The organism is Curtobacterium sp. MCLR17_045 (assembly GCF_003234405.1).
GTDB lineage: Bacteria > Actinomycetota > Actinomycetes > Actinomycetales > Microbacteriaceae > Curtobacterium > Curtobacterium flaccumfaciens.
Map to the genome: position 1 here is coordinate 26,399 of NZ_QKTB01000008.1, position 24,175 is coordinate 50,573.

The following is a 24,175-nucleotide window of genomic DNA, read 5'->3' on the forward strand; positions in this document are numbered from 1 at the left end:
GCAGGTCCGTCCCGCTTGTCGCGGTCTTCCTCCGCACGCCTCGCACACCCGCCGCGGCCCCGTCATCCGGGTCTCCGGTGCGACCTGGCGATCGCGTACCGTCGCAGCCGCACGCCACCGCGGCGCTCGGTCGACAGCAGGACGGCGTCGTAGTGCTCCAGCACCCCGATGGAGCCGTCGTTGTCATCACAGCAGACGGCGATCACCGGGTCGATCCCGACGCGCGATGCGTGCGCGAGCACCTGGCCCAGCGCCCAGGTCGCCACGCCTCGGCCCCTCGCCGAGGGACGGATCCCGTACCCGACGTGGCCGAACCGCTGCACGCCGGCGGCGTCTCCCGGCGCCCGGAGTGCGATCCCGCCCAGGACGCGGCCGTCCTCGACGATCCACCAGAGGGCCCCGGGTCTGGCGTGCAGTCGGCCGACCCAGGTGCGGAACCCGTCCTCGTCGCCGACGTCGTCCTGGGCGGTGATCCCGAATCCGTCCTCGTGCACACCCGGCCCCCACTCGGCATGCGCTTCGGCCCACGCCTCGTACAACGCCGTCTGCGGCCTCACCAACTCGAGCATGTCCAAGTATCACAACGAAGCGGGTCGGTGGCGATCCCCTCGTGCGGATTCGACCGCAGTCGCTTCCGGGGTCGCACGCGCGACCCGCACCGACCGTGACCCGTAGAGTCGAGAGACTCTCGACGTCAGGACCCGAACGATGACCAGCCCCGCAACCGACCCAGCCGGAGCCGAGCGGTGGGCAGCCGCCGCCCGGCTCGCCGACGGCCAGAGTGACGACGGGCTCCGCCGTCGCCGGACGCGCGTGTTCGTGTGGGCGGGGGCACTCGTCCTGGTGTCGTGGGCGGTCGGGGTGGTCCTGGCACTGGTGCTGGTGCCGGCCACCGGGAGCAGCCACGCGAGTGGCCGCGATGGCGTGCAGCTGCTCGTCCAGCTCCTGCTGTTGCTGCTCGGGCTGGTCGTCGGCATCGTCGGTTTCGTGTGGGCCTTCCGCTCCGGTCACTACGTCACTCGCTGGCGATCGGTGAGCAGCCCGCTCTCCCGCGCGGAGCAGCGGTCGGTGCGGCGTCAGATCGCCGGCAAGGAGCCGATCGACGACGAGCACGCGGACATCGTCGTCGCGGTGGCCGTGCAGAACCGTCGAGCCACGCTCGGGATCCTGCCGATCTTCGGCGCCGTGATGCTGTTCGCCGCCTCGACGGCGGTGAGCACGGACAGTCTGCCCATCAAGCTGATCGAGCTCGTCGCGTCGTTCGCGGTGGTGCTCGGGCTCGTGCAACTGGCCGTGCAGTACCGACGAGCCGGGCGGTTCCTCTCGGAGCGCCCCGTCAGCTGACGTCGTCGGGCTGGCCGTCCGCACCGCTCGACCGTCGGCGGCGTCGGCTCCTCAGGACCAGCAGGAGACCGACCAAGGACGCGGCGCTCCCGAGGAACACCCCCGCTCCGACCCACGTCGTGACTGACGTGCCGTGCCCGAAGAGCGCGTTGATGAGCATGCCGAGTCCGACGGCCACGCCGGTGAGCAACACCGCGCAGGTCGGTTCGAGCCACGGAGGCGACAGGAGCGACCGTCGGTCGACCGGGAGGCCGCGGTCCAGTCGAGCACGCGCGGCTCGCTCGCGGTCCTGTATCGCGATCCCGATCGTCGGCCCCCAGAAGGCCACCGTGGCCTGGCTGCCGTCGGGATCGACCAGGATCAGGATCGCCATCGTCGCAACCGCACCGCCGAGGTACCACCAGGGGAAGACCCGACGGATCGGGACGGCCCAGCGGCTGTCCCGCCGAGTGCCGTTCCGCGGGTGGTGCTCGCCGCCACTCGTGACCACGGTCAGCGCTCCCGGCGCAGCCCTCGGATGAGCAGGGCGGTGCACACCAGCATGGTGCCGGAGACCAGCACCGCGGCCCCGAGGACGGCCGTCGGCGTACTTCCTGCGGACACGAGCAGCACGATCCCGATGAGCGCGAGCGGAGCACCGACGAGCAGACCCACCAGGTCGGCACTGCCCTGTGGTTTCGGAGTGGTCACGGGCTCAGGCTACCGGCCTGAAAGTCGGGATCGCGGCCGGGCGAACAACGCATGCCCGGAGGGCTCCCACTACCGCCCGAGCAGCGGCTCCCGCGACGCCATCCCAGCGGCACCGGCCCGAGCGACCGCATCGGGCAGCGCCGTCAGGAACGCGTCGACGTCGGCATCGGTCGTCGTGTGGCCGAGCGTGATCCGGAGCGCACCACGGGCATCCTGCTCCGACAGTCCCATCGCGAGCAGCACGTGCGACGCCTCGGGCACACCGGCCTGGCACGCCGACCCGGTCGACACCGCGACCCCGGCGGCGTCGAGCAGGAACAGGAGCGAGTCGCCCTCGCACCCGGGGAACGTGAAGTGGGCGTTGCCCGGCAGCCGGTCGACCGGGTCCCCCATCAGCACCGCAGACGGCACGGCCGCACGGACCCCGGCGACCAGGCGGTCCCGCAGGGCGACGAGCGACGGGTGCGGCATCGGCTCGGCGACGACCGCGCTGGCCGCGACACCGAAGGCCGCAGCCGCCGGGGCGTCCTGCGTGCCGCTCCGCACCTGCCGCTGCTGCCCACCGCCGTGGATGAGGGGTTCGACGGTGGCCTTCCGCCCGAGCACGAGTGCACCGATGCCGACGGGCCCGCCGATCTTGTGCGCGGAGACGCTGAGGGCGTCGAGGCCGGACCCGGCGAACGACACCGGCACCTGCCCGTAGGCGGCGACCGCGTCGCTGTGCACGGGCACGCCGGCGGCGTGCGCGAGCTCCACGATCCGTGACACGGGCTGGATGGTGCCCACCTCGTTGTTCGCCCACAGGAACGTGACCAGGGCGACGTCCGAGGCGTCGGCGAGTCGCGCCTCCAGTCCGGCGAGGTCGACGCGACCCTGCGCGTCCAACGGGACCACGTCGATGACGGCACCCTCGTGCGTCTCCAGCCAGGTCAGGGTGTCGACGGTGGCGTGGTGCTCGCCGCCCGGGACGACGATGCGGGGCCGCTGGCGGTCGCGCTGGCGAGCCCAGAACAGGCCCTTCACGGCGAGGTTGATGCTCTCGGTGCCGCCGGAGGTGAACACGACCTCCACCGGATCGGCGTCGAGTGAGCGGGCGACGGCGGCGCGGCCGTCCTCGAGCAGCATCTTGGCGCGCTGACCGGCGCTGTGGATGGACGACGGGTTGCCGACGGTGCCCAGGGCATCGGTGAAGGCGGCGAGCGCCTCCGGCAGGATCGGCGTCGTCGCGGCGTGGTCGAGGTAGACCGACAAATGCACCCCCTGGATCGAGCAGTGTCCAGGATACGCGCCGGTCCTCGTACCCTTGTCGCGTGCACGAGACAGCGATCGACCTGACACCGGGGTTCTCCCTGGGCGGGACCGTCCCCCGGTTCACCCTGCGGTCCGCGACGGCGACGGACGTCGTCCTGGTCGTGGCGAGCGCGGGGAGCGCCGACGGAGCCGACCCCTCCGACGTGCGGCCGACACGGTACGCGCTCGAGCGGGTGCCGGACACCGACGTGTGGACCGGCGAGGTCCCCGGGGTCGTGCCCGGCGACCGCTACCACCTGCTCGTGGACGGGCCGGTGGGGCCGCGGCACGAGTTCGACCCGACGCGTCCGTTGCTCGACCCGTACGCGCGGGGCATCCTGCCGACCGGCGACGACGAGGCGTCCGGCCCCCGCTGGACCAGCGTGGTCGTCGACGACGCGTTCGACTGGGGCGGCGTCGTGAAGCCGCAGGTCCCGCTCGACCGTGCCGTCGTCTACGAGGCGAACGTCCGCACCCTGACGGCCGCGAACCCGCACCTGCCGGAGCACCTGCGCGGCACGTACGCCGGGGTCGCCCACGAGAGCACGATCGCGCACCTGCACCGCATCGGCGTCACGACGCTCGAGCTGCTGCCCGTGCAGGCGTTCGACACCGAGCGGTGGCTCCGCGATGCCGGCCGGCAGAACGCCTGGGGCTACAACACGCTCGGGTTCTTCGCCCCGCACGCCGCGCACGCCTCGGCGCCGGCGCAGCAGGAGGGCGCCGACGCCGTCCTGCGCGAGTTCAAGGGCATGGTCCGGCTGCTGCACGAGGCCGGCATCCAGGTCGTCCTGGACGTCGTCTACAACCACACCGCGGAAGAGGGCCTGGGTGGTCCGACGACGAGCCTGCGTGGCATCGACGGTGCGAACCGCTACCGCTGGGCGCAGACCGACCCGCCCCGCCGGGACACCTACTACGACACCACCGGGTGCGGGAACACGCTCGACACCTCGGTCGAGGCGACGGCGGACCTCATCGTCGACAGCCTGGTGTACTGGGCGCGCGAGGTCCAGGTCGACGGGTTCCGCTTCGACCTGATGGCCGCCCTGGCCCGCGACGGCGAGCACCGGTTCGACCCGTCGCACCCGCTGCTCGAGCGCATCCGGAACCACCCGGACCTGCAGGACACCCTGGTGATCGCCGAGCCGTGGGACGTCGGCCCGGACGGCTGGAAGACCGGGGAGTTCGGTGCGGCCGGGCACCGCACGAGCGAGTGGAACGACGGGTTCCGCAACACGGTCCGCCAGTTCTGGCTCACCGACATCGCCGAGGAGCGCCGCACCGGCCTGCCGCAGACCGGGATCGGTGCGCTCGCCGGAGCCCTGACCGGGTCGCGTCACGTCTTCGGCGCCGACCGCGGCCCGCTGGCGAGCGTCAACTTCGTCACCGCGCACGACGGCTTCACCCTGCTCGACCTGGTGTCGTACGACGGCAAGCACAACGAGGCCAACGGCGAGGACAACCGCGACGGCTCGAACGACAACCGCTCGTTCAACCACGGCATCGAGGGCGACACCGCCGACCGCGGGGTCCGCGCCGCGCGCGGCCGGTCGATGCGCAACCTGGTGGCGACCCTGATGCTCTCCGCCGGGGTGCCGATGCTCACCGCCGGCGACGAGCGGAGCCGCACGCAGCACGGCAACAACAACGCCTACGTGGTGTCCGACGACCTGACCCCGGTGGACTGGTCCGACGACGAGGACGCCGAGACGATGACCGAAGCCGTCGGCGCGCTGGCCCGGTTCCGGCAGGCGCACCCGTCGCTCCGCCCCACCCGCTTCGGCGTCGAGGGGCAGGAGACCCCCGGGGCCTCGCGGATGTCCTGGTACGGGCCGGACGGGCACTCGATGACCATCGAGGGCTGGGACCAGCCCGTGCACCGCGCCCTGCAGTACTTCGTCGAGTCGACGCCGGAGCACGAGCCCTTCGACCGCGTCCTGGTGGTCGTGCACGGCAGCGGCCGCACCCGCGACCTGACCCTGCCGGTGCGCGAGGACGTCCTCGGGTACCGCCTGGCCTGGTCGAGCGAGAAGCACCGCGACCACGAGCGCCTCCGTCCCGCCGGGCAGGTCTTCACCGCCTACGGCCCCGGCATCCACCTGTTCGAGGTGGCGTAGCGCCGAGCAGGCGGGTGCGGCCCGGCGTCGCGACCGGGTGGCGGACGGGAGGCCCGTGGCGGCCCCGCCACGGGCCTCCCGTCCGGTCCTCAACAGGCTCCACGGCGCGCCCGGCCCTCCACAGCGGGCCGATTCCGGGGAACGCGGAGCCGCTCGCCGGGTAGCGTCGCTTCCGTGGCCACCGCAGACCGACCCCGCCGCCCGAAGATCGGGCGCATCCCGATCACCGAGCTCGCCCCGAGGACGCCGAACGGCTTCCCCGGCAAGGCATTCGACGGCGAGGTGATCACGTTCGGTGCAACCGTCTTCCGAGAAGGACACGGCATCATCGGCGCCGACCTCGTCCTCGAACGCCCAGACGGTGGAACCCGCACCGTCCCCATGACCCTCGGTGCCCCCGGCACCGACCGCTACGAAGCCACCGTGCAGGTCGACCACGTCGGCGTCTGGACGTGGCACGTCGAGTCGTACTCCGACGACTGGGCGAGCTGGCTGCACGGCGCACGCCTGAAGATCGCGGCCGGCGTCGACACCGAGGCGACCCTGCTCGACGGTGCCGTGCTGCTCGACCGGCTGGCCGAGGAGACCGACTCCCCCGCCGCCACCCGTGCCGCCGCACGCGTCCGCGACACCGACCTCGACCCGGCCGAGCGCCTGGCCGCCGTCGACGACCCGCGGATCGTCGCCGAGGTCGAGGAAGCCCCGCTCACCTCGCTCCGGACCCACTCCGCCACCCAGCTGCTCGACGTCGAACGCACCCGCGCCGGCGTCGGCGCCTGGTACGAGTTCTTCCCCCGCTCCGAAGGCGCGAAGAAGAACCCCGACGGCTCCTGGAAGAGCGGCGACTTCCGCACCGCTGCCCGCCGGCTGCCCGCCGTCGCCCGGATGGGCTTCGACGTCATCTACCTGCCGCCGATCCACCCCATCGGCACCACCGCCCGCAAGGGGCCGAACAACACGCTCACGCCCGGGCCGAACGACCCCGGCAGCCCCTGGGCGATCGGCTCCCCCGAGGGCGGGCACGACGCGATCCACCCCGACCTCGGCACCGAGGACGACTTCCGCGACTTCGTCGAGACGGCGAAGAACACCGGCATGGAGGTCGCGCTCGACTTCGCGCTGCAGTGCTCCCCCGACCACCCCTGGGTCACGCAGCACCCGGAGTGGTTCACGCAGCGCGCCGACGGGTCCATCGCGACCGCCGAGAACCCGCCGAAGCGCTACCAGGACATCTACCCGATCCAGTTCGACACCGACCCCGAGGGCCTGGTCACCGAGGTCGAGCGGGTCCTGCGCCACTGGATCGACTTCGGCATCCGCATCTTCCGCGTCGACAACCCGCACACCAAGCCGCTCTGGTTCTGGGAACGGGTCATCCGTGAGATCCGCGACGAGCACCCCGACACCGTGTTCCTCGCCGAGGCGTTCACCCGCCCGGCGATGATGCGCGCGCTCGCCGAGGCCGGGTTCCAGCAGTCGTACTCGTACTTCACCTGGCGCAACACCAAGGACGAGATCGAGGACTACTTCACGGAGCTCTCGCACGAGACGAGCGACTACCTGCGCCCGAACCTCTTCGTGAACACGCCCGACATCCTCACCGAGTACCTGCAGTTCGGCGGCCGTGCCGGCTACAAGGTGCGCGCGGCACTCGCCGCCACCGGCGCGCCGACGTGGGGCATGTACGCCGGGTACGAGCTGTTCGAGGACGTCGCCCGTCCGGGCTCGGAAGAGAACATCGACAACGAGAAGTACGAGTACAAGCCGCGCGACTTCGCCCTGGCCGAGGCCGAGGGTGCGTCCCTGGCGCCGTACGTGACGATGCTCAACCGCCTGCGTGCGGCGCACCCCGCGCTGCGACAGCTGCGGAACCTGCACGTGCACGCCGCCGACGACCCGGCGATCGTCGTCTACTCGAAGCACCTGTCGGGCGAGTACATCCGGTCAGGGCGCCCCGACACCGTGATCGTGGTCGCCAACGTCGACCCGCACTCCGCCCGTGAGACCACCGTGCACCTGGACCTCGCCGCACTCGGTCTGCCGACCGAGGGCCTGTTCGACGTCCGTGACGTCGTGACCGGTCAGCGCTGGACCTGGGGCGCGTCGAACTACGTCCGCCTGGACGCGTTCCAGGAGCCCGTGCACCTGCTCGTCGTGGAAGGACCCCACCGATGACCCCCGAACCGACCGACCCCACGAAGCGCGGACCGGCGGTCCCGCCGGTGCCGCCTCCGCCGCCGGCCGTGCCGCGGTACGAGCCGAAGGTGTCCGCGCCCGACGAGGACCTGCCCGGCGCTCCGCCGGCGCAGCGCGAGGCGCCTGACCGCGGCGTGGCGGAGTCCGCCACGCTCGCCGGGCACCCCGCCGACCCGACGCACCCGCGGCAGCCGTCCGTGGCAGCCGCGGCATCGTCGGACGCCCCGACGGCCCCGACCGGCGGCGCTGCACCCGTGGTCCGTCCGGCCTCCGTCGACGCGCCGGTCGCCCCCAGCGCCGCTGCTCCGGCGTCGGCTGCTGCCTCGGCTCCGGCCACCGCTGCCGCCACCGGCACGGCCGCGGATCCGCGTCCGGCTCCGATCGAGGACTGGCTGCGTCTGCAGGTGGCCGAGGGCCGCTGGTCCCAGCCGCACGACGTGCTCGGCCCGCACCCGGTCGACGGTGGCACCAGCGTCCGCGTCGTCCGGCACCTGGCCCGCGCGGTGCGCCTCGTGCGCCCCGACGGCGACGACATCGAACTCACGCACGAGGGTGACGGGCTCTGGGCCGGCGCCACTGCCGAGACCCTCGGTCGCTACCGCGTCGAGTCGGAGTACGACTACGACGAGTCCACGGACGAGGACGACGCCACCTGGACCACCGACGACGCGTACCGGTTCGCCCCGACGCTCGGCGAGCTCGACCTGCACCTGTTCGGCGAGGGCCGTGACGAGCAGCTCTGGCACCACCTCGGCGCACACGCCCGCACGGTCGACGGTGTCGACGGTGTCGCGTTCGCCGTCTGGGCACCCCGGGCGACCGCCGTCCGCGTGATCGGTGACTTCGAGGGCTGGGAAGGCCGCACCACCGCGATGCGCCGTCTGAGCGACCTCGGCGTCTGGGAGCTGTTCTGGCCCGGCGCCGTCGTCGGGCAGCGCTACAAGTTCCAGATCCTCACCGACTCCGGCTGGGTGGAGCGGGCCGACCCCTTCGCCCGCGAGGCCGAGATCGCGCCCGCCACGGCCTCCGTCGTCACCGAGTCCACGTACACGTGGTCCGAGGGCGACGCCGCATGGATGGAGCGCCGCGCACAGACCACCACGCACGACGCCCCGATGAGCGTCTACGAGGTGCACCTCGGCTCGTGGCGCCCCGGCCTGTCGTACCGCGAGGTCGCCGACCAGCTCATCGGGCACATGGAGTACACCGGCTTCACCCACGTGGAGTTCCTGCCGCTCGCCGAGCACCCGTTCGGCGGCTCGTGGGGCTACCAGGTCACCGGGTACTACGCGCCGACCGCACGCTTCGGTTCGCCGGACGACCTGCGCTACCTGATCGACCGCCTGCACTCCGCCGGCATCGGCGTGATCATGGACTGGGTTCCCGGGCACTTCCCGAAGGACGAATGGGCACTCGGTCGCTTCGACGGCTACGCGCTGTTCGAGCACCCGGACCCGCGCCGCGGCGAGCAGCTCGACTGGGGCACCTACGTGTTCGACTTCGGACAGCCGCAGGTGCGCAACTTCCTGGTCGCGAACGCGCTGTACTGGTTCGAGGAGTTCCACATCGACGGTCTGCGGGTCGACGCGGTGGCCTCGATGCTGTACCTCGACTACTCCCGAACCGACTGGCTGCCGAACATCCACGGCGGCCGCGAGAACCTCGACGCGATCTCGTTCCTGCAGGAGACGAACGCGACGGCGTACAAGCGCTACCCCGGCATCGTCATGATCGCCGAGGAGAGCACCTCGTGGCCGGGCGTGACCCAGCCGACGAGCGCCGGCGGACTCGGCTTCGGGCAGAAGTGGAACATGGGCTGGATGCACGACTCGCTCGAGTACGTGCAGCGCGACCCCGCGTACCGCAGCTACCACCACGACGAGATCACCTTCTCGTTCGTCTACGCGTTCAGCGAGCAGTTCACCCTGCCGATCAGCCACGACGAGGTCGTGCACGGCAAGGGCTCCCTGTACGGCAAGATGCCCGGCGACGAGTGGCAGAAGCTCGCCAACGTGCGTGCGTACCTGGCGTTCATGTGGGCGCACCCCGGCAAGCAGCTGCTCTTCATGGGCCAGGAGTTCGCCCAGCCCGCCGAGTGGTCCGAGGCGAAGGGCCTCGACTGGTGGCTCCTCGACCAGCCCGGCCACCGCGGTGTACAGGACCTCGTCGCGGAGCTCAACCGCGTGTACAAGGACTCCCCTGCGCTCTGGACACACGACTCGACGGCCGACGGCTTCGAGTGGCTCGAGGGCGGCGACGCACCGCACTCGACCCTCGGGTTCCTGCGGAAGGACGGCGACGACCGGGTCGCGGTGTTCGTGAACTTCTCCGGCGTGCCGGTGGAGCGTCGCTTCGGGTTGCCGACCGCCGGCGAGTGGCACGAGGTGCTCAACACCGATGCTGCCGAGTACGGCGGCTCCGGAGTCGGCAACCTCGGCGTCGTCACCGCCGAGGACACCCCGTGGGCGGGCCGCCCCGCCTCGGCGCACCTCGTGGTGCCGCCGCTCGGTGCCGTCTGGCTAAAGCTCGCCCAGTAGCCCGGCCAGCGTCCGCGACGCGACCGACGGACCGACGGGAGGCCCGGTGCCAGCTGGCACCGGGCCTCCCGTCTGTCTCGTGCCGGGTGAGCGGTTGTGCTCGGAACGCCGTCGTGTCCTCGAGACGCCCCCGAGACGCCGAGACGCCGCCGGATTCGGCGGCGTCTCGGTGTGACGACGGCGTCTTCTTCGCCGTACGGACCCCGCAGGTCTAGTACAGGGCGTTCGCCAGGCGGCGACGCGCCGCGACGACGCGCGGGTCCTCGCTGCCGATGAGCTCGAAGTACTCGACGAGCCGGACGCGCAGGGCCTCACGGTCCTCGCCGAACACCGTCGGCACGAGGTCGAGCAGACGGCCGAACGCGTCGTCGACGTGCCCGCCCGAGATGTCGAGGTCGGCGACCGCGAGCTGTGCCTGGACGTCCTGGGGCCCGGCGGCTGCTGCCGCACGGATCTCGTCGGCCGTCCGGCCGTTCAGCCGGTCGAGCAGCGACACCTGTGCGAGTCCCGCGACGGCCATCTGGTCGTGCGGGTCCTGCAGGATCGCGGTCTTGTACTCCTCGATCGCGGTGGCGTAGTCGCCCTGCTCGATCGCGTCGTACGCGGCCTGGTGGTGCGGCGGGAGTGGCTCCGGCTCCGGTTCGCCCTGCTCGGCGTCGACCTCGGTCGCAGCGCCGTCGACGGTCACGCGACCGGCCACGCCGTTCTGCTCGGCGGCCTGGAGCACCTGCTCGTAGACGTCGCGGACCTGCGCCTCGGGCAGTGCCCCGACGAAGAGCCCGAGCGGGCGTCCGCCGATGACGGCGGCCACGGTCGGGATCGACTGCGCCTGGAACGCCTGCACGAGCTGGGGGTTCGTGTCGGCGTCCACCTTGGCGAGCACCACGCGGCCGTCGTACTCCGCGGTGAGCTGCTCGAGGATCGGCGAGAGCTGCTTGCACGGCCCGCACCACTCGGCCCAGATGTCCACGATGACCGGGACGACGTTCGACAGCTCCAGGACGTCCTGGAACGTCGCGTCGGTGACGTCGATCACGAGCGACGGGACGGTCAGGTCGGCACCGTTCGCGGTGCCAGCCTCGGTTCCGGGAACGGCTCCGCCGGCGGAACCCGCCGGCGCCGGAGCACCGGACGGTTGGGACGGCCGCTGTGCGCGGTCGACGAGGGACGACAGGTCCACGGCTCCGCGGAGCCCGGACGGGGTCGGGGGGATGTTGCTCATTGCACCTCACTCGCTGCGGTCAGGCCCTGTGTGAACCCGAGCAGGACCACTTTGCCATCCGAGGCGACCGGCGGCACGTAGAAGAGCAGCTGGACGCTGTAGGTCGCGCTGATGCCCTTCTTGCTCGTGTCCACGCCGGACAGTGCCTTGACGGCACCCTCGGTGTTCACCTCGGCGCCCGACGCGGTCGGGGTCACCTTCTCGATCTCGTCCAGGTCGGCCGAGACCAGTGCGCCGGCGTCGTCGGTCGCGATCGCGACGGCGGAGTCGGCGGGCACCTCGGACGAGTACTCGATCTTCGCCGTGTCCGGCAGGGCCTTGGCCTTCTTGTCCTTGTACGCCTTGCCGATGGTGGTGCGGAGCGCATCGCCCTCGGTCGCGAACAGGTCGGCGTACTCGCTGGCGGTGTCCTTCGACAGGATGTCGCCGTAGGCGGTCGCGACCTGGTCGGGCTGGATCGTCAGGAGCTTCGACTCCGGCGCGAGCAGTGCGGCACCGATCGTCGTCGGGGCGAGGCTCGGGATCTTCGCGTCGGCCTCGAGCGAGACGTCGTACGCCACCTTGTAGGGATCGCGGGCGGTGTCCTGCACCAGGGTCAGGGCCTGCGGTGCGGACTTGGCGTCACAGTCCTCGGCGACGATCGTGAAGACCGTTCGGGGCCAGGTGTCGGTCTGCTGCGGCAGCGCGACGCACACCTGCGCGGCCGAGATCGCCGGCGGTGCCTTGACGTCCGAGTCCTTGCCGCGGATCGAGTAGTTCGCCAGACGGAGGTCGAGCGCCGCTCCGGAGAACCGGGTCCGGACCAGGTCACGGTCGCGCGCCCCGTCGGCCTGCTTCGCGACGGCGGCGGTGCGCTGCACGATGCGGGTGATCTGCTGCTTGGTCGCAGCCGTCGGCTCGGTCGTCTCAGCAGCCCCCGTGGCGGTGGCCGTCGGGGTCGGCGTGGCGAGCGACGGGTCGCCGCCCTGCGGCCAGTAGTCCGAGGAACAGCCGGCGAGGGTCAGGGCACCGACGAGCAGCACCGGGACGCCGATGAGGGCGCGCGTGCCGCGACGACCGCGGCGCGGTACCTGCGCTCCGGCGGCGGCTGCTCGACGGGACGCGCGCACCCGCGGCGGGCGGCTGCCACCACTGCGACGGCGGGGACCGCGCCCACGGCGCTGGTGCAGGAAGGCGAGGACGAGCAGCACGAGGCCTCCGAGGACGAACACGCCGCCGGCCACGAGCAGCGGACCGACCGCCGGCGTCGCGGTGTCCTGCGGCCAGGTGACGGACACGTCGCTCGGCGCTGCGGCCTTGCCGTCGCTCACGACGAGGACCGAGACGTCCTGCGGCAGGCGGACGGTGAACTGCCCGGCGCCGTCGTACTCCTGGTACCAGAGGTCACTGCCCTTCGGCGAGGGGACGCTGGTCTCGCTGCCCGAGGTCGAGCCGACCAGCGAGCCCTTCTCGGCGTCGAAGCGGAGCGTGGTGTGCTCGGCGTCACCGATCCAGGCGTCGACGTCGGCGGTCTTGCCGTAGGCCGCGAAGACCTTGCCGGAGCCGGACAGGTTGATGCGCTGGTAGCCGGGGTTGGCGTTGAGCGTCGTCCCCGGGATCACGGTCACCGGGGCGGAACTGGTCGTCGAGCTCTCGGCCACGAGCGAGGACGGCGGCGCGAACACGGTCCGCTGTCCCACCGCCAGCGCCACGAGCAGCAGACCGATGACGAAACTGACGATCGCCAGGACGAATCGCACGAACTCTCTCCCTACCGCGCCGGGGTGGGGATGTCGGCGCGCGAATCAGCGACTCAGGATAGCGAGCAACGCTGGACAGCGCATCAATCCGCGCTGTCGCCGGACTCAGACGACCCACTTCGGCCGCCACTACAATCGACCGCGGGCCGATCCGGGCCCTCCGCCGAGCACCCAGGAGCGACACGTGGCGAACGACGAGGCCGAGTTCGGGACCGAGCTGCGGGGGTACCGCCGCGACGAGGTGGAGCGTTCGCTGAACGACCTGCGCCGCGAGCTCATCAAGTCGAACAACGACCGCGCCGACGCCGCGAAGGAGATCCGTCTCCTGCAGGCCCGGGTCTCCGAACTGCAGGGCGAGCTCGACGAAGCCGGCACCCCCACGTACAGCGGACTGGGCACCCGCCTCGAGTCCACCCTGCGCGTGGCCGAGGAACAGTCGACCCGCCTCATCAGCCAGGCGGACATCGACGCCCAGCGCCTCCGGGCCTCGAGCCGTTCCGAAGCCGAGCGCACCGTCCGCGAGGCCCAGGAGGAAGCGCGCGACACCCTCGAGGACGCCCGCACCCGCGCCACCAACGAACTGACCCGCGCCCGCGCCGAGGCAGCCGACACCGTCGAACGTGCCCGCGCCGAGGCCGGTCTGCTCACGCAGGACGCCCGCAACGAAGCCGCCGCGATCCGCGGGGCAGCAGTGACCGAGGCCGCCGAGGTCCGTTCCGTCGCCATCCGCGAGACGAACGCACTGCGCGCCCAGGTCGAGCACGAGGTCGCCGAGCTGCGCGAGATCGCCCAGCGCGAGTCCGCCGACGCCCGCACCGCTGCCGCCGAGCTCGACCGCGAGACCGAGCACCGCCGTTCGGTCTTCGAGGCCGACCACGCCCGCCGCACCGAGGACCTCGACCGCGAGGAGACGACCCGGCGAGAGGCCCTGGAGCGCGAGGTCACCGAGGGCCGTGCCGCCTGGCACCGTGAGCGTGACGAGGAGCAGCAGGCACACGCGCTGGCACTCGAGACCGGTCGCGCCGAACTCGAGTCCGAGGTCACCCGCCGCCGCGCCGAGCTCGACACCGAGGTCGCCGACCGCCGCCGCGAGCTCGACGAGGAACTCGCCGCCGCCCGCGCCCAGTGGGACCGCGAACTCGCCGCAGCCCGCACCGCACTGGAGCAGGAGATCGAGGCGGCCCAGGCGCAGCTCCGCGTCGACGAGGAGCAGACTCGCGTCGAGAACGCGCGCCTGGTGCAGGAGACCGCCGACCGGATCGCCCGGGAGCTCGAGGAGCACGACGCCCGGATCGCGCAGGAGCGCGCCGAGGCCGACGCGGCAGCCGAGCGCGCCGTCCGGGAGCACGAGAACGCCATCGCCGCCCGACGCGAGCGCGAGCACGCCGAGGTCGACACCGAGATCGCCGACCGTCGCACCGCCGAGCTCGGGGTGCTCGAGGCCGAGCGCACCGCCCTGCGGCAGGAGATCGACACCGCACGCGCCGCCCTGGTCAAGGAGCGCGACGAGGTCCGTGCCGAGATCGCCCGGGAGCGCGACGAGGCCCGCACGACGCTCGAGTCGGAACTCGCCTCCCGCCGCGACGACGCCGAGCAGGACTACCTGCGGAAGCACCACGAGACGGTGACCGAGACGCAGAAGTACCTGGACGAGGCCAACCTGCAGCTCGCCGAGGCCACGCGCCGCGCGACCGAGGCCCGCGAACGCGCCGAACGCCTGCAGCAGGAGGCCGACGACCTCGAGCGCACCAGCACGGCCGAGGCCCAGGAGCACGCCCGCACCATCGTCGCCGACGCGCAGGACCGGGTGCACCGGATGGTCGCCGACGCCGAGGAGCGCACCGCCGGCGTCATCGCCGAGGCCGAGGACCGCCTGGCGGCGATCCGCACCGAACGCGAAGCCGTCGCGGGCTACCTCGAGAACCTCCGCGGGGTCCTCACGAACGCCACGGGCCTGCTCGGCACGGCACCCGCTGCAGCGTCCGCTGCGGACGCTGCCGACGACGCGGACGCGACCGGCCGCTGACGGTCCACGGCCTGGAGGCGCGACCCGCGCCTCCAGGCCGTCCCACCTGGTGCAGGTGGCGGTCCGCAGGGCGTCGTACGGACGTGCTCAGACGGGCCAGTGGGTCGGCAGCGGGGCGCTGCCCGGCACGACGAGGTCGGCGATCGCGTCGAGGACGAACCGCACGTACCGCTCCCCCACCCACAGGTGCTTCGCACCGTCGACGGGCACGACCCGGACGTTCGGGGCGAGCGCGAACCGTGCCGCCGCGGCCTCGGGCTGCAGGAAGTCGTCGTGCTCGGGGACGAGCGCCACGACCGGGACCCCGACGGCAGCCCAACGGGCGAGTTCCTCGTCCGAGGTGCGGTGCAGCGGCGGTGACAGCAGGACGACACCGGCGACCGTGCCGGCCTCGACGTGTTCGAGCGCGTGCTTGAGGATCACCTCGGTGCCGAAGGACCACCCCACCAGCCACGGGGTCGGCAGGCCGCGGTCGACGACCTCGGCAACGGCGGCGCGCAGGTCGAAGCCCTCGGACACACCCTCGCCGAAGACGCCCTCGGACGTGCCGCGCGGCGACGTGACGGACCGGAAGTTGAACCGCAGCACCGCGATGTCGGCGAGGGCGGGCAACCGTGCCGCGGCCTTCTTGAGGACGTGCGAGTCCATGAACCCGTGCGCGGTCGGCAGGGGGTGGAGCGTCACGATGGTCCCGCGGGCCGGGGCGTCGGCCGGCTCGGCGAGCTCACCGACGAGCGTCAGGTGGTCGTCCGTGACGAGCTCGACATCGGTGCGACGGGCCGGCAGCACGGTGGCGGATCGGATCTCGGTGTCGTGTGGCACGTCGTGCTCGGTCATGCGATGCTCCAGCAGTGGTTGTGCCAGTGCCGGCGTGACGCAAGGTCGGCAGCATCGCCGAGCACGCCGTCCGCACGCCAGACCACCACGTGGGCGGTGCCGGGCAGGACGCTTCCGCCGCACCCGGGGCAGATGTACTCCTTCTGCGCCGACGCGGCCGAGATCGGCTGCACCTGGTACTCGCGACCGTGGCGGACCTCGGTGCGCTTCCACGAGCTCATCAGCCGGTCGAGGGTGGTCTCCTCGTCAGGCTCGACGTCGCGACCACGGGGACGCCGCGGTCGGTTGCTGCGCGGCACCCGAGCAGCCGATCAGTACCAGTTGTTGGCCTGGCTGTGTCCCCAGGCACCGCAGGGGGTGCCGTAGACGCCGGCGATGTAGTTGAGACCCCAGGTGATCTGCGTCGCCGGGTTGGTCTGCCAGTCGGCGCCGGCCGTGGCCATCTTGCTGCCGGGGAGGGCCTGCGGGATGCCGTACGCACCGCTGGGGTTGTAGGCGTTCACCCGCCAGCCGGACTCCTTGTTCCACAGCGAGACCAGGCAGTTGTACTGGTCGGTGCCCCAGCCACGAGCCGTGACCTGCTGCAGGGCGATCGCCTGCGCGCTGCCCGGGTCGGGCGTCGCAGCGGTCGCGGCGAGCGTGTTGGCGGCCGAGACCGGCTGGTTCTCGGTGGCCGCGGCGTCCGCGCTGTCGTCGGTGGTCTCGGCGTCGGCGTCGGCTTCGTCCTCTTCGACGACGGGCTTGACGACCTTCGGGGCCGGGACGGTGACGTCGTAGCCGTCACGGTCGGCGGCGGCCACGGCGTAGGTGCCGTGCGCGGTGTACTGCTGCGGCGCCGGCGGCGTCTTCACGAGCACCGGAGTGTCGACGGCGGCCTGTGCCACGTCGGCCTGCAGCGGGTTGAACAGCGAGCCGCCGACGAACAGGAACACGCCGACGAAGGACATCATCGGGGCGATCGCGCGCTTGCGGGCGACGGCGTTCACCGACGACGCAGTGGGCTTCACGAGCTTCGGCGTCGCACGGCGCTGCACCGTCGCGGTGCGCTGCTTCGCGGGACGCTGGTCGGCCTCGACCAGGGCATCGTGGGCGAAGGACGCCACACGCTCGTCGGAGACGCGGTTCGCCGCCACCGACTTCGGCGTGGCGACCGGACCCGTCGTCGCGGGCGCTGCCTGCGGGGTCACCCCGAACGCCGACGTCTCCGTCGTGCGGGTTCGCTGCATTGCCGCGCGGCGCTCACCGGAAGCCTGGAGGCTGAGGTGCTCGCGGGTATCGCGGTCGGAGCTTGAGTCTGCCGTGTGCCTGCCCATGAGTAGGACCAGGGTAACGGAACGATCACGGAAAGCGAAGCACCTGGGGACAGCGCGTCGTCACCGGACAGCGAGCATCACTTCGACGACGGCGTCGAGCAGCGCGTCGACCTGCGCCTCGCGGTACCCGCCGTGCTTCGGGCGGAAGACGATCGAGCGGACCTCGGTGAGGCTGAGCGGCTTGCCTTCGCGGAAGTACCCGGCGAGCCGGGCGGCGAACGCGTCGACGTCCTTCGGGTGGTAGCCGGTGCCGAGCACGCTGACCCGGCTGAACCGCTGTCCGTCGGGCCGCTCGAGCCGCGCCACGACGTCGGAGGCCTTCGTCCGTGCCTCGGCGTACCAGGCCTTCTTGCCGACCTCGCTCATCTCCCGCTCACGCTCGCGGGCCGCGAAGGCGTCCTCGAGTCGCTCGAGTGCGGCGTCGACGTGCGACGTGGAGTAGCCGCCCTTGCGCATCGAGAACGCCGTGGCGCGGATCTTCGCGGCCTCGATGCCGGGGGCGCTGTCGTCGGCGGAGTACGCGCGCCGGGCGTCCTCGAGGAAACGCTCGACTTCGTCGACGTCGTAACCGAGGGCGGAACGGGCTGCGGTCGGGAAGGTGGTGGCCACGGCGTCATTCTGCCAGTCCCCGACCGTGGCACAACCTGGACGCGCTGAGTGCGGCGTTCAGCCCGGCCCGACAGCGGTCAGTGGTTGACGATCAGGTACAGCACGTAGGCGACGGCGGCGGACGGCAGGATGCTGTCGATGCGGTCGAGCAGGCCGCCGTGTCCGGGCAGGAACGACGAGATGTCCTTGATGCCGAGGTCGCGCTTGATCATCGACTCGGTCAGGTCGCCGAGCGTGGCCGAACCGGAGATGAGCACACCGAGCAGGACACCGGTCCACCAGGGCAGCCCGAGCATGAACACGGCCACCAGGATGCCGACGATGATGCTCGCCGCCACGGACCCGGCGAAGCCCTCCCACGTCTTCTTGGGGCTGATGCGGGGAGCCATCGGGTGCTTGCCGAGGTTCAGCCCGGTGGCGTACGCGCCGGTGTCGACCGCGACGACGACGAGGATGAACCCGATCACCCAGAGGTTGCCGTCCGGCTGGGCGGAGAGCAGCACGACGCACGCGCCGAGCAGGGAGATGTAGGCCTGCACGAACAGCCCGTTCGTGAGGTCTCGGGCGACGTTGCCGGCCGGGGGCTTCTGCCGCGCGACGGCGACCTCGAGCAGTCGCCAGACGCTGATCAGGACGATGCCGCCGAGCAGGGTGAACAGCGCCGCGACCTGGCCGAGCAGGAACGCCGCCGGCACGATCGCGATCGCGACGGCGACGCTCGGGATCCGCGGGACGTCGCGGCCGGCGAACCGCATCGCGCTCGTGAGTTCGTAGACGCCGACGCCCAGCAGGAACGCAGCGACGACCATGAAGGACGGCGGCCAGAGGAGCAGCGTGCCGAGCATCACGACCGCGAACGCGAGCGCGATGCCGATCGCCGCCGGCAGGTTGCGCCCGGTCCGCGCGGTCAGCGCTTCGTTGCGCGCGCCGAAGTCGGCCTTGCGCTGGCGGAGCTGCGCCTCGAAGTCGGTGCGCGCCGCTCGTGCGCGCGCATCGAAGTCCTGACGGAGCCCCTTCTTCACGGGCCCGCTCGACGCGGGCCCGTGCTCTGCTGTGGGGCGGTCATCGCCCTGGTCGGAGCGACGCATCAGACCTCGAGGAGTTCGGCTTCCTTCTTCTTCAGCGACTCGTCGATCTGGTCGACGTGCTTCTTCGTCAGGGCCTCGAGGTCCTTGTCGCCGCGCGAGATCTCGTCGTCGGAGATCTCACCCTTGAGTGCGTCGAGGTCGTCCTTGGCCTTGCGGCGGATGTTCCGGACGACGACCTTGTGGTCTTCGCCCTTCGTCCGCACGAGCTTGACGAACTCCTTGCGGCGGTCCTTGGTGAGCTCCGGGATCGTCACGCGCACGATGTCGCCGTCGTTCGTCGGGCTGGCGCCGAGGTTCGGGAACGTCGCGATCGCGCGCTCGATCTCCTTGAGCGCGGTCTTGTCGTACGGCGTCACGATGAGCGTGCGGGCCTCGGGCGTCTGCAGCGACGCGAGCTGCGCGAGCGGCGTCGGCGTGCCGTAGTACTCGACCGGGATCTTCTGGAAGAGCGCCGCGTTGATGCGGCCGGTGCGGACGGTCGAGAAGTCGTCCTTGGCGACCTCGACAGCCTTCGCCATCTTCTCGGTGGCTTCGGTCAGGACATCACTGATCACGGTGTTACTCCTTCGGTACTGGCGTCGAGTCTAGTCAGCGCCGGGGGTCAGTTGCTGACGACGGTGCCGATGCGCTCGCCACGGATCGCGGCCTGGACGTTGCCGTCGCCCTCCATGCCGAAGACGTGCATCGGCATGCCGTTGTCCATGCAGAGCGAGAACGCGGTGGCGTCGACGACCTTGAGGCCCTTGAGCAGGGCGTCCTGGTAGGTCACGTGGTGCAGCTTCTCGGCGGTGGCGTCCTTCTTCGGGTCGGCGGTGTACACGCCGTCGACGCCGTTCTTGGCGACGAGGACCTCGTCCGCCTTGATCTCGAGCGCACGCTGCGCCGCCACCGTGTCGGTGGAGAAGTACGGCAGTCCGGCACCGGCGCCGAAGATGACGACCCGACCCTTCTCGAGGTGCCGCTCGGCGCGCCGCGGGATGTACGGCTCGGCGACCTGGGTCATCGCGATGGCGGACTGCACGCGGGTCGCAGCCCCCGCCTGCTCGAGGAAGTCCTGCAGCGCGAGTGCGTTCATCACCGTGCCGAGCATGCCCATGTAGTCGGCGCGCCCGCGGTCCATGCCGCGCTGCGAGAGCTCGGCTCCGCGGAAGAAGTTGCCCCCGCCGACGACGATCGCGATCTCGACCTCGCGCGCGGCGACGGCGATCTCCTTGGCGATGGTGCCGATCACGTCGGGGTTCACCCCGAGGGAGCCAGCGCCGAACGCCTCTCCCGACAGCTTCAGCAGAACGCGGCGTCGTCCGGTCTTCTCGTCGGTCATCTGGTCCGCACCCTTCGTCGTGGTCTCGTGGAAATGTACTCGCGGATGTGTCGCGCGCGTGTCGTGCCGGCGCGCGCGAAAAACGGGGCCAGGAACCTGGTTGGTTCCTGACCCCGTCACGGGTTCGTTACGCGCCGACCTTGACGCGGGCGAAGCCCTGGATCGTGATGCCGGCGTTCTCGGCGGCCTTCGCGACGGAGATCTTGTTGTCCTTCGCGTAGTCCTGGTCGAGGAGCGACACCTGCTTGATGTAGGCGTTCACCCGGCCCTCGACGATCTTCGGGAGCGCAGCCTCGGGCTTGCCCTCTTCGCGCGTGATCGCCTCGACGGTCGCACGCTCCTTCTCGATGGCCTCGGCCGGGACCTCGTCGCGGGTCAGGTACGTCGGGTTCGCGAACGCGACGTGCTGGGCGATCGAACGTGCCTCGGCGGCGTTGTCACCCTCGTACGCGATGACGACGGCGATCTGCGGCGGCAGGTCCTGGCTGGTCTTGTGCAGGTAGATCTCGAAGGCCGAGCCCTCGACACGGCGGACCGTGCGGACCTCGAGCTTCTCGCCCAGCGCGGCAGCCGACTCGTTGACGACCTCGAGGACGGTCTTGCCGTCCAGCGGTGCGGCGTTGGCGGCAGCGACGTCGGCGGCACCGGCAGCGGCGACCGCGCCCAGCACCTTGTCGGCGAGGGTCGTGAACTTCTCGTTCTTCGCGACGAAGTCGGTCTCGCTCGCGAGCTCGACGACCGTGGCGGCGCCGTTCTCGGAGGTCGCGACGACGACACCCTCGGAGGTGGCACGGTCGTCGCGCTTGGCGACGGCCTTGGCACCCTTGATGCGGAGCAGCTCGACGGCCTTGTCGTAGTCGCCGTCGGCCTCGACGAGCGCGTTCTTCGCGTCCATCATGCCGGCGCCGAGGTCCTCGCGGAGCTTCTTCACGTCAGCAGCGGTGAAGTTTGCCATTGACTGGAGTCCTTTCTGGACTGTACGTGTGTGGAGAGTGGAGTGCAGTCGGGGCGCCGGACCCGGTGGGGTCCGGCGCCCCGGCGACTCACTCGGCGGGGGTGGTCTCCGCGGCTGCCTCGGCCTCGGCCGTCGGCTCCGCGTTCTTCGCCTCGTCGGCGATCGGCTCGCCGATCTCCTTCGCGGCGACCTGCGCGTCAGCGTCGTTCTCCTCGACGGGGGCGGCGGGCGCCTCGGTCGTGGCGGCGGTCTCGCCACCGAGGAGCTCCTGCTCCCACTCGGCGAGGGGCTCGCTGGCCTCGTCCTCGTCGCCACCGTTGTGGCGGGTCTTCAGGCCCTCGGCCGCGGCGTCGGCGACGATGCGGGTCAGCAGACCGACGGAGCGGATCGCGTCGTCGTTGCCCGGGATCGGGTACGTGATCTCGTCGGGGTCGCAGTTGGTGTCGAGGATGCCGATGATCGGGATACCGAGCTTCTGCGCCTCGTCGACGGCGAGGTGCTCCTTCTTGGTGTCGACGATCCAGAGCGCGCTCGGGGTCCGCGTGAGGTTGCGGATACCACCGAGGGTCTTGTGGAGCTTGTCCAGCTCGCGCTTCTTGATGAGGAGCTCCTTCTTGGTGAAGCCCTTCGTCGTGTCGTCGAAGTCGATCTCCTCGAGCTCCTTCATGCGCGCGAGGCGCTTGGAGACCGTCTGGAAGTTCGTGAGCAGACCGCCGAGCCAACGCTGGTTGACGTACGGCTGGCCGACGCGGGTCGCCTGCTCGGCGATGGAGCCCTGCGCCTGCTTCTTGGTGCCCACGAAGAGGATCGTGCCACCGTGCGCGACCGTCTCCTTGACGAAGTCGTACGCGCGGTCGATGAAGGCCAGCGACTGCTGCAGGTCGATGATGTGGATGCCCGAGCGCTCGGCGAGGATGAAGCGCTTCACCTTCGGGTTCCACCGACGGGTCTGGTGTCCGAAGTGGACGCCGCTGTCGAGCAGCTGGCGGATGGTGACGACGGCCATGTGCCGTCCTCCTTCTGTGTTCTCGGCGCGCAGCCGTGCTCTCGCACGTCGCTGCGGACCTGTTGCGGTTGTGTCGATCACGACCGTCGGTCGTGGTCCCTGGTGTCCTGGCACGCGACCGCCCGCTCGTGAGAGCGGGACCGGTGGTCGGGTACCGAGCCCGTGAGGGCCTGGTGGACACGCGAAGTCAGCGCGCATCAGCACGCTGCTGGATAGATGCTAACAGAAGGGAGGCCCGGATCACGCGCGCCTCGCGGCTGACGTGATCCGGGCCTCCAGTCCGGTCGATCCGGCGGATCCCGGCGGACCCGGCCGTCCTGATCAGGCCTTGGCGTCCACCGTGTCGCCGTCGGCGGAGATGCCCATCTCCTCGAGCGAGCGGCCCTTGGTCTCCGGGATCTTGGCGATGACGAAGAACAGCGACAGCAGCGCGAACAGCGCGTAGATGCCGTAGGTGACCGTCAGGTTGAAGCCGGACAGCACGGGGAACGAGATCGTCACGATGAAGTTCGCGATCCAGTTGGCGGCCGAGCCGATGCCGAGCGCCGTGGCGCGGATGCGATTCGGGAACATCTCGCCGAGCAGGACCCACATGAGCGGACCCCACGTTGCGCCGAAGGACACCACGAAGAGGTTCGCGAAGATCAGCGCGATGACGCCCCACGAGCCGGGGAGGCTCGGGCTGCCGTCGACGATCGTCGCCTGCGAGAACGCGATGGCGACCATGGTGAGCGAGACGAACATGCCCGCGGAACCGGCGACGAGCAGCGGCTTGCGGCCGACCTTGTCGACCAGGAAGATCGCCACGAAGGTGACGGCGACGTTGACCACCGAGGTGATCGTGGAGATGAGGAACGAGTCCTCCTCCTTGAAGCCGACCGCCTGCCAGAGCGTCGTCGAGTAGTAGAAGATCACGTTGATGCCGACGAACTGCTGCAGCACGGCCAGGATGATGCCCACCCAGACGATCGGCTGGAGCCCGAAGCGGTTGCCCCGGATGGAGCCCTTCTTCTCGTTGGCTTCCTTCTTGATGCCGTCCTGGATCTCCTCCAGGCTCGTGTTCACGGTGTCGCGCGGGACGATCTTGCCCATCACGACGCGCGCATCATCCGCACGGCCCTTGGTGAGCAGGTAGCGCGGGGACTCCGGCAGCGTGATCGCCAGGACGCCGTAGACGACCGAGGGGATCACCCCGACCAGGAACATCCAGCGCCAGGCCGCAAGGCCCCAGACCTCGGCCGAGGCGCTGCCCGCGGTGACGGCGAAGAGCTGGTCGGACAGGAGCGCGGCGAAGATACCGAGCGTGATCGCCAGCTGCTGGAACGAGGCCAGCCGCCCGCGGATCGCCTTCGGGGAGACCTCGGAGATGTACGCCGGCGCGATGACCGAAGCGGTACCGATGCCGAGACCGCCGACGAGACGCCAGATCACGAGGTCCCACGTCGCGAACGCGAACGCCGAACCGATCGACGAGACGAAGAACAGCACGGCGGCCCAGAACATGATCCGGGTGCGGCCGAAGCGGTCGGCGAGGCGGCCGGCGAAGTAGGCGCCGAACGCGCAACCGATCAGGGCCGATGCGACCGCGAAACCGCTGGCCGCGTCGGAGAGGTTGAACTCACCCTTGATCGCGTCGACGGCGCCGTTGATGACGGACGAGTCGAAGCCGAACAGGAAGCCACCGACCGCCGCCGCGATGGCGAACAGGGTGACCTTCCCCTTGAACGCACGGTCTTCGCCGTGCCCGGTGGTCGTGGTGGACACGATGCTCCTGGGTTCTGCCGCCGTGCCGGTGTGCAGCACGGTGCCCCGGCGGTCGGCTGGTTCGCCGTCCGAGCGGCGTTGCGTGTTCCGGAGCGGCCCCGACTGTACTCCTCGCTCG

The 24,175-nt window shown here is 71.1% G+C and carries 21 protein-coding genes; 5 read left to right on the plus strand and 16 right to left on the minus strand.

What is annotated here, in order from left to right:
• Positions 1 to 62: 62 nt before the first annotated feature.
• Positions 63 to 557 (minus strand): GNAT family N-acetyltransferase, encoded by a 495-nt coding sequence (locus tag DEJ05_RS07420; protein WP_220034773.1) that lies wholly within the window; start codon positions 555 to 557, stop codon positions 63 to 65.
• Between the two features lie 151 nt (positions 558 to 708).
• On the opposite strand from DEJ05_RS07420, the gene DEJ05_RS07425 reads away from it, so the two are divergent.
• Positions 709 to 1,344, plus strand: a complete 636-nt coding sequence (locus DEJ05_RS07425) for a hypothetical protein (RefSeq protein ID WP_111029172.1) — start codon at positions 709 to 711, stop codon at positions 1,342 to 1,344.
• On the opposite strand, the gene DEJ05_RS07430 is transcribed toward DEJ05_RS07425, so the two are convergent.
• From DEJ05_RS07430 to DEJ05_RS07435, 3 genes are all read right to left on the minus strand, one after another.
• Positions 1,337 to 1,717: a hypothetical protein gene (locus DEJ05_RS07430; protein ID WP_146245048.1), complete on the minus strand. Its 381-nt coding sequence runs from the start codon at positions 1,715 to 1,717 to the stop codon at positions 1,337 to 1,339. The genes DEJ05_RS07425 and DEJ05_RS07430 overlap by 8 nt on opposite strands.
• A 119-nt stretch (positions 1,718 to 1,836) precedes the next feature.
• Positions 1,837 to 2,034 (minus strand): hypothetical protein, encoded by a 198-nt coding sequence (locus DEJ05_RS17835; protein ID WP_128780060.1) that lies wholly within the window; start codon positions 2,032 to 2,034, stop codon positions 1,837 to 1,839.
• A gap of 69 nt (positions 2,035 to 2,103) precedes the next feature.
• A complete protein-coding gene (locus DEJ05_RS07435; protein ID WP_111029170.1) occupies positions 2,104 to 3,285 on the minus strand; it encodes a cysteine desulfurase family protein in 1,182 nt (393 codons plus the stop codon).
• A 59-nt stretch (positions 3,286 to 3,344) separates the two neighbouring features.
• Between DEJ05_RS07435 and DEJ05_RS07440 the strand changes: the two genes are divergently transcribed.
• From DEJ05_RS07440 to glgB, 3 genes are all read left to right on the plus strand, one after another.
• A complete protein-coding gene (locus DEJ05_RS07440) occupies positions 3,345 to 5,444 on the plus strand; it encodes a glycogen-debranching protein (protein WP_111110117.1) in 2,100 nt (699 codons plus the stop codon).
• A 174-nt stretch (positions 5,445 to 5,618) separates the two neighbouring features.
• Positions 5,619 to 7,619 (plus strand): alpha-1,4-glucan--maltose-1-phosphate maltosyltransferase, encoded by a 2,001-nt coding sequence (locus tag DEJ05_RS07445; RefSeq protein WP_181242956.1) that lies wholly within the window; start codon positions 5,619 to 5,621, stop codon positions 7,617 to 7,619.
• A complete protein-coding gene (glgB, locus tag DEJ05_RS07450) occupies positions 7,616 to 10,177 on the plus strand; it encodes a 1,4-alpha-glucan branching protein GlgB (RefSeq protein ID WP_111103451.1) in 2,562 nt (853 codons plus the stop codon). Before DEJ05_RS07445 ends, glgB begins: the two co-directional genes overlap by 4 nt.
• A gap of 211 nt (positions 10,178 to 10,388) precedes the next feature.
• On the opposite strand, the gene DEJ05_RS07455 is transcribed toward glgB, so the two are convergent.
• Entirely contained in the window at positions 10,389 to 11,399 is a 1,011-nt protein-coding gene (locus tag DEJ05_RS07455) for a tetratricopeptide repeat protein (RefSeq protein ID WP_111110118.1), read from the minus strand.
• On the minus strand, positions 11,396 to 13,138 hold the full coding sequence (locus DEJ05_RS07460; RefSeq protein WP_111110119.1) for a hypothetical protein: 1,743 nt from the start codon (positions 13,136 to 13,138) through the stop codon (positions 11,396 to 11,398). Before DEJ05_RS07460 ends, DEJ05_RS07455 begins: the two co-directional genes overlap by 4 nt.
• A 184-nt stretch (positions 13,139 to 13,322) precedes the next feature.
• Here DEJ05_RS07460 and DEJ05_RS07465 point away from each other — a divergent pair, with 184 nt between their 5' ends.
• Complete coding sequence (locus DEJ05_RS07465; RefSeq protein ID WP_111029165.1) at positions 13,323 to 15,164, plus strand: hypothetical protein; 1,842 nt, start codon at positions 13,323 to 13,325, stop codon at positions 15,162 to 15,164.
• Positions 15,165 to 15,251: 87 nt separating this feature from the next.
• On the opposite strand, the gene DEJ05_RS07470 is transcribed toward DEJ05_RS07465, so the two are convergent.
• The 10 genes from DEJ05_RS07470 to DEJ05_RS07515 form a co-directional block, all read right to left on the minus strand.
• Positions 15,252 to 16,001 (minus strand): alpha/beta hydrolase, encoded by a 750-nt coding sequence (locus DEJ05_RS07470; RefSeq protein ID WP_111110120.1) that lies wholly within the window; start codon positions 15,999 to 16,001, stop codon positions 15,252 to 15,254.
• A complete protein-coding gene (locus DEJ05_RS07475) occupies positions 15,998 to 16,300 on the minus strand; it encodes a hypothetical protein (RefSeq protein ID WP_110863985.1) in 303 nt (100 codons plus the stop codon). Before DEJ05_RS07475 ends, DEJ05_RS07470 begins: the two co-directional genes overlap by 4 nt.
• Positions 16,301 to 16,312: 12 nt before the next feature.
• Entirely contained in the window at positions 16,313 to 17,227 is a 915-nt protein-coding gene (locus DEJ05_RS18310) for a lytic transglycosylase domain-containing protein (protein WP_258376111.1), read from the minus strand.
• Between the two features lie 147 nt (positions 17,228 to 17,374).
• On the minus strand, positions 17,375 to 17,923 hold the full coding sequence (locus DEJ05_RS07485; protein ID WP_071406375.1) for a DivIVA domain-containing protein: 549 nt from the start codon (positions 17,921 to 17,923) through the stop codon (positions 17,375 to 17,377).
• Positions 17,924 to 18,000: 77 nt separating this feature from the next.
• Positions 18,001 to 18,945: a phosphatidate cytidylyltransferase gene (locus tag DEJ05_RS07490; RefSeq protein ID WP_071406451.1), complete on the minus strand. Its 945-nt coding sequence runs from the start codon at positions 18,943 to 18,945 to the stop codon at positions 18,001 to 18,003.
• Between the two features lie 65 nt (positions 18,946 to 19,010).
• Positions 19,011 to 19,565 carry a ribosome recycling factor gene (gene frr / locus DEJ05_RS07495; RefSeq protein WP_027465871.1) on the minus strand — a complete coding sequence of 185 codons (555 nt, stop codon included), beginning with the start codon at positions 19,563 to 19,565 and terminating at the stop codon, positions 19,011 to 19,013.
• Between the two features lie 47 nt (positions 19,566 to 19,612).
• Positions 19,613 to 20,332 carry a UMP kinase gene (pyrH, locus tag DEJ05_RS07500; RefSeq protein ID WP_071406376.1) on the minus strand — a complete coding sequence of 240 codons (720 nt, stop codon included), beginning with the start codon at positions 20,330 to 20,332 and terminating at the stop codon, positions 19,613 to 19,615.
• A 127-nt stretch (positions 20,333 to 20,459) separates the two neighbouring features.
• The gene (tsf, locus tag DEJ05_RS07505) at positions 20,460 to 21,287 is read right to left on the minus strand and encodes a translation elongation factor Ts (RefSeq protein ID WP_027465873.1); all 828 of its coding nucleotides are present in this window, start codon (positions 21,285 to 21,287) and stop codon (positions 20,460 to 20,462) included.
• 88 nt (positions 21,288 to 21,375) lie between these two features.
• Complete coding sequence (rpsB, locus tag DEJ05_RS07510) at positions 21,376 to 22,293, minus strand: 30S ribosomal protein S2 (protein ID WP_027465874.1); 918 nt, start codon at positions 22,291 to 22,293, stop codon at positions 21,376 to 21,378.
• A gap of 321 nt (positions 22,294 to 22,614) precedes the next feature.
• Positions 22,615 to 24,057 carry a sugar porter family MFS transporter gene (locus DEJ05_RS07515; protein WP_258376112.1) on the minus strand — a complete coding sequence of 481 codons (1,443 nt, stop codon included), beginning with the start codon at positions 24,055 to 24,057 and terminating at the stop codon, positions 22,615 to 22,617.
• Between the last annotated feature and the right edge of the window lie 118 nt (positions 24,058 to 24,175).

What these genes read in the sequence shown, in the direction of transcription:
- glgB (WP_111103451.1), top strand. Translation starts at nt 7,616, where the DNA reads ATGACCCCCGAACCGACCGACCCCACGAAGCGCGGACCGGCGGTCCCG.
- rpsB (WP_027465874.1), bottom strand. Translation starts at nt 22,293, where the DNA reads ATGGCCGTCGTCACCATCCGCCAGCTGCTCGACAGCGGCGTCCACTTC.
- tsf (WP_027465873.1), bottom strand. Translation starts at nt 21,287, where the DNA reads ATGGCAAACTTCACCGCTGCTGACGTGAAGAAGCTCCGCGAGGACCTC.
- DEJ05_RS07455 (WP_111110118.1), bottom strand. Translation starts at nt 11,399, where the DNA reads ATGAGCAACATCCCCCCGACCCCGTCCGGGCTCCGCGGAGCCGTGGAC.
- DEJ05_RS07425 (WP_111029172.1), top strand. Translation starts at nt 709, where the DNA reads ATGACCAGCCCCGCAACCGACCCAGCCGGAGCCGAGCGGTGGGCAGCC.
- DEJ05_RS07470 (WP_111110120.1), bottom strand. Translation starts at nt 16,001, where the DNA reads ATGACCGAGCACGACGTGCCACACGACACCGAGATCCGATCCGCCACC.
- pyrH (WP_071406376.1), bottom strand. Translation starts at nt 20,332, where the DNA reads ATGACCGACGAGAAGACCGGACGACGCCGCGTTCTGCTGAAGCTGTCG.
- DEJ05_RS07430 (WP_146245048.1), bottom strand. Translation starts at nt 1,717, where the DNA reads ATGGCGATCCTGATCCTGGTCGATCCCGACGGCAGCCAGGCCACGGTG.
- DEJ05_RS18310 (WP_258376111.1), bottom strand. Translation starts at nt 17,227, where the DNA reads ATGCAGCGAACCCGCACGACGGAGACGTCGGCGTTCGGGGTGACCCCG.